At 63.6% G+C, this 12631-nt stretch carries 14 protein-coding genes; 10 read left to right on the plus strand and 4 right to left on the minus strand.

What is annotated here, in order from left to right:
• Positions 1-39: 39 nt before the first annotated feature.
• The 3 genes from K4O48_RS00625 to K4O48_RS00635 are packed head-to-tail and all read right to left on the minus strand — an operon-like array spanning position 40 to position 2943.
• Complete coding sequence (locus tag K4O48_RS00625; RefSeq protein WP_168422587.1) at positions 40-1491, minus strand: NAD(P)(+) transhydrogenase (Re/Si-specific) subunit beta; 1452 nt, start codon at positions 1489-1491, stop codon at positions 40-42.
• The gene (locus K4O48_RS00630; RefSeq protein WP_021209089.1) at positions 1488-1808 is read right to left on the minus strand and encodes an NAD(P) transhydrogenase subunit alpha; all 321 of its coding nucleotides are present in this window, start codon (positions 1806-1808) and stop codon (positions 1488-1490) included. Before K4O48_RS00630 ends, K4O48_RS00625 begins: the two co-directional genes overlap by 4 nt.
• A gap of 13 nt (positions 1809-1821) precedes the next feature.
• The gene (locus K4O48_RS00635; protein ID WP_222910289.1) at positions 1822-2943 is read right to left on the minus strand and encodes a Re/Si-specific NAD(P)(+) transhydrogenase subunit alpha; all 1122 of its coding nucleotides are present in this window, start codon (positions 2941-2943) and stop codon (positions 1822-1824) included.
• 527 nt (positions 2944-3470) lie between these two features.
• Here K4O48_RS00635 and gspE point away from each other — a divergent pair.
• The 10 genes from gspE to K4O48_RS00685 are packed head-to-tail and all read left to right on the plus strand — an operon-like array spanning position 3471 to position 11147.
• Positions 3471-4985, plus strand: a complete 1515-nt coding sequence (gene gspE / locus K4O48_RS00640; protein WP_222910290.1) for a type II secretion system ATPase GspE — start codon at positions 3471-3473, stop codon at positions 4983-4985.
• Positions 4986-4988: 3 nt separating this feature from the next.
• Positions 4989-5156, plus strand: a complete 168-nt coding sequence (locus K4O48_RS00645) for a hypothetical protein (RefSeq protein ID WP_222910291.1) — start codon at positions 4989-4991, stop codon at positions 5154-5156.
• The gene (xcpS, locus tag K4O48_RS00650; protein WP_222910292.1) at positions 5156-6370 is read left to right on the plus strand and encodes a GspF family T2SS innner membrane protein variant XcpS; all 1215 of its coding nucleotides are present in this window, start codon (positions 5156-5158) and stop codon (positions 6368-6370) included. Before K4O48_RS00645 ends, xcpS begins: the two co-directional genes overlap by 1 nt.
• Before the next feature lie 5 nt (positions 6371-6375).
• Entirely contained in the window at positions 6376-6810 is a 435-nt protein-coding gene (gspG, locus tag K4O48_RS00655; RefSeq protein ID WP_222910293.1) for a type II secretion system major pseudopilin GspG, read from the plus strand.
• A gap of 3 nt (positions 6811-6813) precedes the next feature.
• Positions 6814-7389, plus strand: coding sequence for a type II secretion system minor pseudopilin GspH (gene gspH / locus K4O48_RS00660; RefSeq protein WP_222910294.1), 576 nt, complete (start codon positions 6814-6816; stop codon positions 7387-7389).
• Positions 7386-7793, plus strand: a complete 408-nt coding sequence (gene gspI / locus K4O48_RS00665) for a type II secretion system minor pseudopilin GspI (RefSeq protein WP_222910295.1) — start codon at positions 7386-7388, stop codon at positions 7791-7793. Before gspH ends, gspI begins: the two co-directional genes overlap by 4 nt.
• On the plus strand, positions 7790-8512 hold the full coding sequence (gene gspJ, locus K4O48_RS00670) for a type II secretion system minor pseudopilin GspJ (RefSeq protein ID WP_222910296.1): 723 nt from the start codon (positions 7790-7792) through the stop codon (positions 8510-8512). Before gspI ends, gspJ begins: the two co-directional genes overlap by 4 nt.
• Complete coding sequence (gene gspK, locus K4O48_RS00675; RefSeq protein WP_222910297.1) at positions 8509-9492, plus strand: type II secretion system minor pseudopilin GspK; 984 nt, start codon at positions 8509-8511, stop codon at positions 9490-9492. The genes gspJ and gspK overlap by 4 nt, the downstream gene beginning before the upstream one ends.
• Before the next feature lie 3 nt (positions 9493-9495).
• The gene (gene gspL / locus K4O48_RS00680; protein ID WP_222910298.1) at positions 9496-10638 is read left to right on the plus strand and encodes a type II secretion system protein GspL; all 1143 of its coding nucleotides are present in this window, start codon (positions 9496-9498) and stop codon (positions 10636-10638) included.
• A complete protein-coding gene (locus tag K4O48_RS00685) occupies positions 10635-11147 on the plus strand; it encodes a type II secretion system protein M (protein WP_222910299.1) in 513 nt (170 codons plus the stop codon). Before gspL ends, K4O48_RS00685 begins: the two co-directional genes overlap by 4 nt.
• A gap of 51 nt (positions 11148-11198) precedes the next feature.
• Here the strand turns inward: K4O48_RS00685 and K4O48_RS00690 are convergent, their stop codons facing one another.
• On the minus strand, positions 11199-12602 hold the full coding sequence (locus K4O48_RS00690) for an aminoacyl-tRNA deacylase and HDOD domain-containing protein (protein ID WP_222910300.1): 1404 nt from the start codon (positions 12600-12602) through the stop codon (positions 11199-11201).
• Positions 12603-12631: the final 29 nt, after the last annotated feature.

Consider the following 12631-nt stretch of genomic DNA (forward strand, 5'->3'; position numbering starts at 1 on the left):
GCGGCGGGGCCGGGAGGGGTTTCGGTGTAGCAGTGTCGCTTATTCCACCGCTTTGACCATGTCCTCAACGACCTTCTTGGCATCGCCGAAGACCATCATGGTCTTGTCCATGTAGAACAGCTCGTTGTCCAGACCGGCATAGCCGCTGGCCATGGAGCGCTTGTTGACGATGACTGTCTTGGCCTTGTACGCCTCGAGGATCGGCATGCCGGCGATGGGCGACTTGGGATCGTTCTTCGCCGCTGGGTTGACCACGTCGTTAGCGCCCAGGACCAGCACCACGTCGGCCTGACCGAACTCGGAGTTGATGTCGTCCATCTCGAACACCATTTCGTACGGCACTTCAGCTTCCGCCAGTAACACGTTCATGTGGCCTGGCATCCGACCGGCTACCGGGTGAATCGCGTATTTCACGGTCACGCCCATGTGGGTCAGCTTCTCGGCCAGCTCCATCAGCGCGTGCTGCGCGCGGGCCACCGCCAGGCCGTAACCAGGAACGATGATCACGGTGTCGGCGTTCGACAGCAGGAAGGCGGCGTCATCGCTGGAGCCGGATTTGACCGGGCGCTGTTCCTTGCTGCCGGTCGCCGGGCCGGCATCGGCGTCGCCACCGAAACCGCCGAGGATGACGTTGAAGAACGAACGGTTCATCGCCTTGCACATGATGTAGGAGAGGATCGCGCCGGAAGAGCCTACCAGTGAGCCGGCGATGATCAGCATCGAGTTGTTCAGCGAAAAGCCGATACCGGCCGCCGCCCAGCCCGAGTAGCTGTTGAGCATCGAGACCACCACCGGCATGTCGGCGCCGCCAATGGGGATGATGATCAGCACGCCGATGACGAAGGCCAGCGCCACCAGAATCATGAACGCGGTGAAGTTGCCGCTGAAGGTGTAGATCAGGCCCAGCACCAGAATCGCGACGCCAACGGCGAGGTTGATCTTGTGCTGGTTGGGGAACGACACCGGCGCGCCCTGGAACAGGCGGAACTTGTATTTGCCAGATAGCTTGCCAAACGCGATCACCGAACCGGAGAAGGTGATGGCGCCGATGGCTGCACCGAGGAACAGCTCAAGCCGGTTACCGGCCGGGATCGGATAACCGATGGCCTGGACGATGCCCAGCGACTGCGGCTCGAGCACCGCGGCGATAGCGATGAATACCGCGGCCAGGCCGATCATGCTGTGCATGAAGGCGACCAGTTCGGGCATCTTGGTCATCTCGACGCGCTTGGCCATCAGCGTGCCGATGGTGCCGCCGATCAGCAGGCCGAGGACGATGAAGCCCAGGCCGCTCCAGGGGCTGGCGCTCTCGGCCAGCTGTGAGCCGAGTTTGAACACCAAAAACACCGTGGTGACCACGGCGATGCCCATGCCGATCATGCCGAACAGGTTGCCGCGGCGCGAGGTGGTGGGGTGCGACAGGCCTTTGAGGGCCTGGATGAAGCTCACCGAAGCGATGAGATACAGCAGGGTGATCAGGTTCATGCTCATGGCTTGGACTCCGCCTTGGCGCCAGCGCGCTCCTTCTTCTTGAACATTTCCAGCATGCGCCGGGTAACCAGGAAGCCACCGAAGACGTTAACGGCGGCCAGGGTCACCGCCAGGGTGCCCATCAGCTTGCCCATCGGGGTGACGGTCAGGGCGGCGGCCAGCATGGCGCCGACGATGACGATCGCCGAGATGGCGTTGGTGACCGCCATCAGCGGGGTGTGCAGCGCGGGGGTAACGTTCCAGACCACGTGGTAGCCGACGTAGATCGCCAGCACGAAGATGATCAGGTTGTAGATGCCATCAGAAATCATGTCCATGTTCAGGGCTCCCTTAACCGTTGGTGCGTACGACCTGGCCGTCACGGCACATCAGGCACGCAGCGACGATGTCGTCTTCAAGATTGAGCTGGAACTTGGCTTCGCCATCGATCACCAGCTTGAGGAAGTCCAGCAGGTTGCGGGCGTATAGCGCCGACGCATCCGCTGGCACGAGGGTCGCCAGGTTGGTGTAGCCAACCAGGGTCACGCCGTGCTTGACCACCACCTGATCGGCTTCGGTCAATGGACAGTTACCGCCCTGGGAGGCGGCGAGGTCGATCACCACCGAACCGGGCTTCATCTGCTGCACGGTTTCTTCCTGCAGCAGCGTCGGCGCCTTGCGGCCTGGAATCAGCGCAGTGGTGATGATGATGTCGGCCTGCTTGGCACGCTCGTGCACGGCCTGCGCCTGACGCGCCATCCAGCTGGCTGGCATCGGTCGGGCGTAGCCACCGACACCTTCGGCGCATTCGCGCTCTTCGTCGGTCTCGCAGGGCACGTCGACGAACTTGGCGCCGAGCGATTCGATCTGCTCCTTCACCGCCGGACGCACGTCCGAGGCTTCGATCACCGCGCCCAGACGCTTGGCCGTCGCAATGGCCTGCAGGCCGGCAACACCGGCGCCGAGAATCAGCACGCGTGCGGCTTTCACCGTACCGGCGGCAGTCATCAGCATCGGCATGAAGCGTGGGTACTGGTTGGCGGCGACCATCACCGCCTTGTATCCGGCAATGTTGGCCTGGGAGGAGAGCACGTCGAGGCTCTGCGCGCGCGAGGTGCGCGGCGCCGCTTCCAGGGCGAAGGCGGTGATGCCGCGTTCGGCCATGCGTGCGATGTTGTCGTTGTCGAAGGGATTGAGCATGCCGATCAATACCGTGCCTGGCTGCATCTGCGCCAGTTCGGTTTCGCTCGGTGCGTTCACCTTCAGCAGGATCTCTGCTGCGAACGCCGCAGCGGCATCGGCGATGGTTGCGCCTGCCGCTTCGAAGGCACTGTCCGGAACACTGGCCTGTACGCCAGCTCCGCTCTGCACCGTCACCCGATGCCCTTGCCCGATCAGCTTTTTGATGGTTTCCGGTGTCGCGGCAACGCGCGTCTCACCGGGCCTGGTTTCGAGAGGAACACCAATGTGCATTGTTCTTGTTCTCCTGCTTGATCGTAACCAGCGGGCCGCTCGGTAATCCGGCTATGCACCGCTGGTGTTACTTTTCGCCCGACCACTGCGGATGGCGGCTGGGTGTGGATCGGCTAACGGGCCCCTGCACTGCTGGTCGAGCTCGCTATGGCGCGGCATTCTGCAAGGACTGAAAAAATCAAACAACTGTTTTAATGAGAACGGCAAAGTGGCGCTTCGTTCACGTTGTGACCGTTAGGTTGCTTGGCATCGCTACAGCCAGCGCCGATATTGGCTTCGACCTTCGTCTAAGGTTCCGAGCCAGGATGTGCGCGGCGAACTCATGAATGACGGGCTATAGGCGCGGTATTCGTCCGAAAGCCTTGGCTATATTTGACCTGGGTGCTGATTTGAGACGGTTCTGTCCGTTGCGGCGAAAAAACTGCCAAAGGTTTGCAATGTCATGCATTCCTTGTAGTCCAAAGCTGTTGGTCGCGCTGGCTTCAAGCCGACCTACTTGAATTGCAATGTCTGCGGGAAGATTCAGCATGGCCGAACTGGACGTGAACGAGATAACCACTCTGCTGGAGGAACCGGCTCCGCGTCGGCTGCCTTTCGCCTTTGCTCGTCGTCATGGCGTGCTCCTGCAGGAGCGGCCGGAAGGCCTGCGTTTGTGCGCGCGCGAGGGCGCGCCGTTGACCGCACTGCAGGAAGCGCAGCGCATTGCCGGAGGGCCGCTGGCCATGCAATGGCTGGCGCAGGATGCGTTCGAACAGGCACTGAGCGCTGCCTACCAGCACGATTCTTCCGCGGCGATGCTGATGGTCGAAGGGCTGGGCGATGAGATGGATTTGCATAGCCTGGCCGACCAGATACAGGAAACCGAAGACCTGCTGGAGCAGGAAGACGACGCGCCGATCATCCGCCTGATCAACGCCATTCTCGGTGAGGCGATCAAGGAGAACGCGTCCGATATACACGTCGAAACCTTTGAGAAACGCCTGGTGATCCGCTTCCGCATCGACGGCATCCTGCGTGAAGTGGTGCAGCCCAAGCGCGAGCTGGCGGCGCTGCTGGTGTCGCGGATCAAGGTCATGGCGAGGCTGGACATCGCCGAGAAGCGCATCCCTCAGGACGGCCGAATTTCTCTGCGAGTTGGCGGGCGCGAAGTGGACATTCGGGTTTCGACCCTGCCGTCGGCCAACGGCGAACGTGTGGTGCTGCGTCTGCTCGACAAGCAGGCCGGGCGCCTGACCTTGCGCCACCTGGGCATGAGCGATCGCGACCGCAAGGTGATGGAACAGGCGGTCCAGAAGCCGCACGGGATCATTCTTGTCACCGGGCCGACCGGGTCGGGTAAGACCACCACGCTGTACGCCAGTCTCGTCACGCTCAACGACCGTACGCGCAACATCCTTACTGTCGAGGACCCGATCGAGTACAACCTCGAAGGCATCGGCCAGACGCAGGTCAACACCAAGGTCGACATGACCTTTGCCCGTGGTCTGCGCGCCATTTTGCGTCAGGACCCGGACGTGGTGATGGTCGGCGAGATCCGCGACCAGGAAACCGCGGACATGGCGGTGCAGGCCTCGCTCACCGGTCACCTGGTGCTCTCGACGCTGCACACCAACAGCGCCATCGGCGCGGTCACGCGCCTGGTGGATATGGGCGTCGAGCCATTCTTGATCTCATCTTCGCTGCTTGGGGTGCTGGCCCAACGCCTCGTCCGCGTACTGTGTAATGACTGCAAACGTGCCTATGTCGCCGACGAAGCCGAATGTGCGCTGTTCGGCCTCGACCCGAGCGAGGCGCCGACCCTGTACCACGCCGAGGGCTGCGATGTGTGCCGGCAGCTGGGTTACCGCGGCCGGACGGGCATCTATGAGCTGGTGATGTTCGATGACACCCTGCGCAGCATGATTCACACCCGGGCACCCGAGCAGGACATGCTTCGCCATGCGCGCCGGCTGGGCCCAAGCATTCGCGAAGACGGCCTGCGTAAGGTGCGTGAGGGCGTGACCACCATCGAAGAAGTGTTGCGCGTGACCCGCGAGGAATAAGCAATGAGTTGTACCGCTACAGGGACCGTTAGGGCGCTGCGTGCCCGCGAGCACGATGTGCAGCGATTGGGCGCGCTGAAGGCTGCCGGCATGGGGCTGCGGTGCGGCAGTAGCGGTCGTCTGCCGGTCGCGAATGGCTGCGCCGATCCGCGCGGCGGAGTGATTGCCTGATGGCGGCGTTCGAATACATCGCGCTCGACCCACGTGGCCGCGAGCAGAAAGGCCTGATCGAGGCGGACAGTCCCCGACAGGCGCGCCAGCTGCTGCGCGAGAAGCAATGGTCGCCGCTGGAGGTCAAACAGGCCAAATCCAAGGAAGATACCGGCGGCGGCGGGTTTGCCTTCGGCCGTGGTCTGTCGGCGCGCGACCTGGCGTTGGTGACCCGCCAGTTAGCAACCCTCGTGCAGGCTGCGCTGCCCATTGAGGAAGCCCTGCGTGCCGCCGCCGCGCAGTCGACCTCGCAGAAGATCAAATCGATGCTGCTGGCCGTGCGCGCACGCGTGATGGAAGGCCATAGCCTGGCGGGATCGCTGCGTGACTATCCGTCGGCGTTTCCCGAGCTGTATCGGGCTACCGTCGCCGCGGGTGAGCACGCCGGGCATCTTGGGCTGGTGCTGGATCAGCTGGCCGACTACACCGATCAGCGTCAGCAGTCGCGGCAGAAGATCCAACTGGCGCTGCTGTATCCGGTGATCCTGCTGGTGGCCTCACTGGCCATCGTGGTGTTGCTGCTGGGTTACGTGGTGCCGGATGTGGTCAAGGTTTTCGTCAATACCGGGCAGCAGCTCCCGGCGTTGACCACCGGTTTGATTGCGGTCAGCGAGCTTGTTCAACGCTGGGGTTGGCTGATGTTCGTGGGTCTCGTGGCAGCAGCCTTTGCCATGCGCCAGGCGCTGCGTGACGACAAGATCAAGCGCCGCTGGCATGCCTTCATCTTGCGAATCCCACTGGTGGGGCGTCTGGCGCGAGCGACCAACACCGCACGCTTTGCCTCGACGCTGGCGATCCTGACCCGCAGTGGCGTGCCCTTGGTGGATGCGCTGGGCATCGCGGCGGCGGTGATCGCCAATCTGCGCATCCGCGACAAGGTGATCGAGGCGGCTCAGCGGGTGCGCGAAGGCGGTAGCCTGACCCGCGCGCTGGATGCCACCGGCGAGTTTCCGCCGATGATGCTGCACATGATTGCCAGCGGCGAGAAATCCGGCGAGCTCGATCAGATGCTGGCCCGCACCGCGCGCAATCAGGAAAACGACCTGGCTGCGCAGATCTCGCTGTTGGTGGGTCTTTTCGAGCCCTTCATGCTGGTGTTCATGGGGGCTGTGGTATTGGTGATCGTCCTGGCGATCCTGCTGCCGATTCTTTCTCTCAATCAACTGGTGGGCTAGTGAGCATGACCTTGAACGAACGTAAGCAGAGGGGTTTTACCCTAATCGAAATCATGGTGGTGGTGGTGATCCTCGGGATTCTCGCCGCGCTGGTGGTGCCTCAGGTGATGAACCGTCCGGATCAGGCCAAGGTGACGGTGGCCAAGGGTGACATCAAGGCCATTGGCGCCGCCCTCGACATGTACAAGCTGGACAACTATTCCTACCCCAGCACTCAGCAGGGGCTGGACGCGCTGGTGGAAAAGCCCGGTGGCAATCCGCAGCCAAAGAACTGGAACCGCGACGGTTACCTCAAGCGTGTTCCCAAGGATCCGTGGGGCAACGAGTACCAATACCTGTCGCCGGGTACCCAAGGTCAGTTCGATCTGTACTCCTATGGCGCTGACGGCAAGCAGGGCGGGTCTGACCTGAACGCGGATATCGGTAACTGGGACCTCTGATCGATGCCTCGGGCGCGCCGAGAGGGCGGCTTCACGCTGATCGAACTGCTGGTGGTGATCGTCATCCTCGGCAGTCTGGTGGGCCTGGCGGTGCTCTCGATGGGCAGCTCCAGTTCGTCCCGTGAGGTGCGGGACGAAGCGCAGCGACTAGCGACGCTGATCGGCCTGATGGTCGATGAAGCGGTACTTGATAGCCGGGAGTATGGCTTGCTGATCAGCAAGGACGGCTACCGGGTGATGCACTACGACGAGGCCGATGCGCGCTGGCGCGATGCCGGAGACGGGAAGGCACATCAGGCGCCGGAATGGATGCAGCTGGAGCTGGAGCTCGATGGTTCGCCGCTAAAACTGGTGGCGCCGGTCAAGCGCGAGGACGACCCCATCGGGCTCTCCGACGACGAGGATCGCGAGCGACGGCGCGCGCCTCGCGTGCAGCCGCAGCTGCTGATCCTGTCCAGCGGTGAGCTTTCACCGTTCACGCTGACGTTCTCCGATAATCGCCCGGGCGGTACTGGCTGGGTGGTTTCCAGCGATGGTTTCAGCATGCCTCGTGCTGTACCTGAGGAAACGCGTCGATGAGCCATGGACAGGCCCGTTCTCAGGGATTCACTCTGCTGGAAGTGCTGGTGGCTCTGGCGATCTTCGCCATCGTCGCCGCGGTGGTGTTGACCGCGGCCGGCCGCAGCGTAAACAACGCCGGGCGACTGGAAGCGCTGATCCTCGCCGGCTGGATTGCTGATAACCGGCTCACCGAGCTGCAGTTGCAGCAGCCGGCCCCGAGCGTCGGGCGGGAAGATCTGGAGCTGGAGTTTGGAGGCCGCCAGTGGCAGACACTCAGCGACGTGCAAACCAGCGGAACGCCTGGGCTGCTGCGTATTCGGGTCTGGGTGGCGGCTGTCGAACCGCGTCGCGGCAACAATGAAGGCTCGATAGAGCAGCGCGCCGTAACCAGCCTGACGGGCTTCGTCGGGGTTGACCCATGATCGGCCGACCCGGGACATATCGCGTCGCGGCGGGCTTTACCTTGCTGGAGTTGCTGATCGCCATCGCGCTGTTTGCACTGTTGGGGCTGGCGACCTACCGCATGCTTGAGGCTGTGTTGCGCAGTGATGAAGTGATACGGGCCCAGGAAACCCAGTTACGTGAGCTCGGCCGCGCCGTGTGGCGGCTGGAGCAAGACCTTGTCCAGGCCGTGCCGCGCCCGGTACGTGATGGTTACGGTGATGAACAGAACGCCTTCGTCGGCCAGCTCGCTGGCTTCGAGGGCGGTGCCGCGGTGGAGTTGACCCGCAGTGGCTGGCGTAACCCCACCGGAATGCGCCGGGCCAACCTGCAGCGGGTGCGTTGGCGTCTCGCCGGTGACAGCCTGGAGCGGCTCTATTGGATCGTGCTCGACCGCGATATCGACAGCGAACCGCGTGTGCAGCGGGTGCTGGACGACGTGATCGAGTTGCGCCTGCGCTATCTGGACGCGGAAAACAGCTGGCACGAAGAATGGCCGCCCTTCGAGTTCGGCCGTGGCGATCCGGAGGAACAGGCGCGGCGGCTACCGGTTGCCGTGGAGGTCTCGTTCGATCACCAGCGCTACGGCACCATTACCCGTCTGGTGCGCCTGCCTGACGGCCCCGCACCCGCGCCGCAATTCGTCCAGCCGGACGCTCAGGGCGTACCCGAGCCAGTTTCAGAGGGCGAGCTGCAATGAAGGCGCAGCGCGGTGTCGCGCTGATTACCGTGTTGCTGGTCGTGGCCATTGTCACCGTGGTCTGCGCTGGGATGATCGCCCGTCAGCAGTTATCGATCCGCGGCACGGCGAATCAGGCGCAGGCGCGCCAAGCCTGGCACTACGCACTGGGCGGAGAAGCCTTGGCACAATCCATATTGCGCCGCGATCTGCGGGCGTCTGGTACCGGCGCCGGGCAACCGCCTGTCGATCACCTGCTCGAGCCCTGGGCATTGCCGCAGCCGGCGTATGACCTCGACGAAGGCCAAGGGCAGGTTCAGGTCCGCATTGAAGACCTGGCTGGGCGCTTCAACCTCAACAGCCTGGTGCAGCAACAACAACCCAACGCAGCGGCACTCGCGCAGTTTCGGCGGCTGCTGCTACGTTTGCAGATCAGCGAACCCTATGCCGAGCGTCTGGTCGATTGGCTGGACACTGACCAGCAACCCAGTGGCGAGCAGGGTGCCGAAGACAATGCCTATCTGCTGCTCGATCCGCCCTACCGAACAGGCGGACGTCGTATCGAGGATCTCTCTGAACTGCGATTGCTGCTGGACATGCGAGACGAGGACTTCCAGCGTCTCGCGCCTTTTGTCACGGCGCTGCCAGCGGACACCCCGTTGAACGTCAATACCGCCAGCGCCATGGTGCTGTCGAGCCTCGCTGACAGCCTCAGCCTGAGCACTGCCGAGGCGCTGGTGCAGGCGCGGCAGGCGGGACCCTTTCGCGATGCTGCAAACTTCATGGCGCAACCGGCGCTTGGCGGTGTCCAACTGCAGGGCACCAGCGTGGCGGTCACGAGTCAGTTCTTTCAGGCCACCAGCGAGGTGCGTCTCGCTGACCGCCGCCTCGCGCTGGTAAGCCGGCTGCGACGTGAGGAAGACGGCGAAGTCCGCGTTCTTCAGCGAAACCTGGGGCAACCGCCACGGCTGCCTCGCCAAACCAACGATGGAGAGCGATAGCTCATGGACTGCCTGTTTCTGCCCGCCGATTGCAGCCCCCGGCTAGACGCCGACACTCAGGTTTACTGGTTGCCAGGCGAGGGCAAGGGTGGCTGGATGTCGCTGGAGAACTGTATCGAACAGGCACCCGCGGCGGTGACGCTGGTGCTGCCGGCCGAGGTGTGCAGTGCGTTCGCGGTCAACCTGCCGACCCGCAAGGCTCGCTGGGTCAACCAGGCGTTGGCGTATGCGGTCGAGGAGCTGCTCGCCGAAAACGTCGATGACCTGCACTTGACCCACGGTGACGCGCTGGACGACGGCCGCCGTCGGGTCATCGCGATCCGCCGGCAGCTACTCGCGGATTGGCTGGAAGATTTGCAGGCGCTGGGACTGACAATTGTCGCTATTCACGTCGATGCCGATTTGCTCCCTCGGGACGGCACGCAGCTGCTGGTCATCGACGGCCGCGCGCTGCTCGGAGGCGCCGCGGAAGCGCGACTGGCCTTCGACAGCCAGCAATGGCCGCACCTGGCCGCTCAGTGCGCGTCACCCCGCCACGGTCACGGCACGCTAGATGAGTCGCCAGCACTGCTGGATGACTACCAGAGGGTCGACGACCCCTACCGTTTCCTCGCCGCGGGACGCGCCGCTTCGTTGAATCTGGCCCAAGGTGACTTCGCCGTGAAGGCCGCCGGCAGTGGGCTCGGCCAGTGGAAACCGGTCTTGCTGGTGCTTGCGCTGGTGCTGGCCGTGCAATTGATCTTCAACCTGGTCCAGGCCTGGTCGCTGGAACGCCAGGCCGATCACTATGCCGAAGCCAGTCGCGCGCTCTACAGCGAGCTGTTCCCGGAGGACCGGCGCATCGTCAACCTGCGCGCGCAGTTCGACGAACACATCGGTCAGAGCGCCGGGGGCTCGGCCGGCTTTATGCGCTTGCTCGACGAGGTAGCGCTTGTCATGGCCGAGGGGGTTCCGGTGTCGATCAGCCAGCTGGACTACAACCAGGCGCGCGGCGACCTCGCGCTGCAGGTTCGGGCCAGTGATTTCGCAGCGCTGGAACAACTGCGTCAGCGTCTGGGCGAGACCGGTGAAAGTGTCCAGCTGGGCTCAGCCAGCCGTGACGGTGACGCCGTCAGTGCCCGCGTGGTGATTGGAGGTCGAGGATGAACCTGACACAACAGATGCGCGTTCGCCTGGCCGAATCCCCGCTGTGGTTACGCTGGCAGCGCTTACAGCCGCGCGAACGGCTTTCGCTGACGCTGCTCGGCGCCTTCCTGCTGGTGGTGCTGTTCTATGTGCTGCTGTGGCAGCCGGCTCAGCAGCGTGTGCGTGACGCACAGGCCTATTTCCAGCAGGAACGGGAGCTGCATGCCTACATGGAACAGAACACCGAGCTGGCGCGGCAGATGTCGCGCAGCAATCCGGTGTCGCTGGCGCCCGAGCAACTGCAGGGACTGGTGACGCAGAGCGCCCAGCAGAGCGGCTTGACCATCGAGAGTTTCGACATTGGCAATGACGGCACCGTGCAGGTGACCTTGCCGGGCGCGTCCTACGCGACGCTGCTGCGCTGGTTCGATGAACTGCAGGCGGCCGGTGCCAGCCTGGCGGAGGTCAGCATTACACAGGTTGGAGAAGGTCAGGTGGATGCGCGGGTGAGCTTTCGCGCGGACGGGTAACAGACGTGCCGCCAGTTCAGCACCGCGCTCGGCGCTGAACTGGCGGGCCGATCAGTGCGGCGGCTGGATTTGCATTGCCAGGGCACGGAGTGCCGCTTCGGCCTCTAGGACCTTGTTGACGACATCGTTGGCTTTCTCACGGCTAAGCCCGAGGCGGTCGAACAGCTCCTGCGGGATGTCGCTGTACGAGCCCGAGCCGATGCCGCGGTTGCGCAGCAGGCGTACCGCCAGGCAAACGAGATTGGCGTGACCCGCGTGCTCGCCCTGATAGCTCGGGTCATGCTGGAAGCGCAGCGCCGTCGACAGCTCGTCAGGCATTCCCCAGTAACGCATCAGCCAGGCGCCAATCTGCTCGCGTGTGATGCCCAGTAAATGCTGCTCGACAACGCTGTGGTTCAGGTGCGGGTTGACCTCAAGATGCCGGCAGATCAGCGAAAAATGCGGCGGGAATACATGCGCCAGCACCAGGTAGCCGAAGTTGTGCAGCAGGCCCGCCAGATAACTGATACCGGCTTCCGGCCGTTGCGTGCGCGGGATGGCTCGGTTCAGCCCCTCGATCACTGCCGCCGTGTAGATGGACTGCTGCCAGTACGGCGTCGCTTGCTGCGGCTGATCCTTGGGGAGGCTCAGCGTCTTGCCCAGCGCCAGACCCAGCGCCAGGTTGATGACCAGGTCGAAGCCCAGCACGCGCACGATCGCGTCCTCTACCGAACGAATCTTGCCCGGTGCGGCGTAATAGGGTGAGGCGGCCCAGCTGACCACCTGCGCGGCCAGCGCGGGGTCGGTTTCGACGACGCCGGTGATGTCGTCCACCGTGGCGTCCGGATCGACGCGCAGCTTGATGATTTTCTGCGCCGTCTGGGCCAACGGCGGAATTTCAATGGTTTCTTCCAACCGCTTCTGAATTCGCCGTGCAGTGAAGCTTTCCACCGCGTGGCTGATTTCCGCGCGGTCTTCTTCGGGGCGGTCGAGGTTGGGTCGGATGGTGCTCAGGGGTACGGCGAACTGCCCGGCGCTAGCCTTGCTGAGCAGCTGTTTGAAATCATGGCTGGCCAGCACCAACAACAAACCGGGCTGCCCGGATTCGACCAGCAGCTCGGGCTGTTGCAACAGCCGCTCCTCGTACAGGCAGGGCGAGCTGGTCAATGGCGGCAGGCCGGGCAGTATCTTCAGCTCATGCTTGGACAGCATGCGCGTGAGCCGCTCGGGTTTGACCGCCACCAGCTGGCGCCCGGTCAGTTCGACCAGACGTGGCAAGTCGAGCAGATGATCACGCGGATACAGCACCAGCAGCGCGCCGATGGCATCGTCGACCAGAATGGCCTGCACCCGTCGGGCCGGATCGAGGTCCGATCGATCCTCGCAGGTGCGGTACGGCAGTGCCAGCTTGTCCAGCAGCTGCACGATCATGGGTGGGAGCGTGATGTTGTTTTTAGTTTCAGCAGCCGAATTCATGGAAAGCCCGTCTTTATTCCCGATCGGCG

This window comes from Pseudomonas sp. DNDY-54 (assembly GCF_019880365.1).
In the GTDB taxonomy this organism is placed as follows: Bacteria; Pseudomonadota; Gammaproteobacteria; order Pseudomonadales; family Pseudomonadaceae; genus Stutzerimonas; species Stutzerimonas stutzeri_P.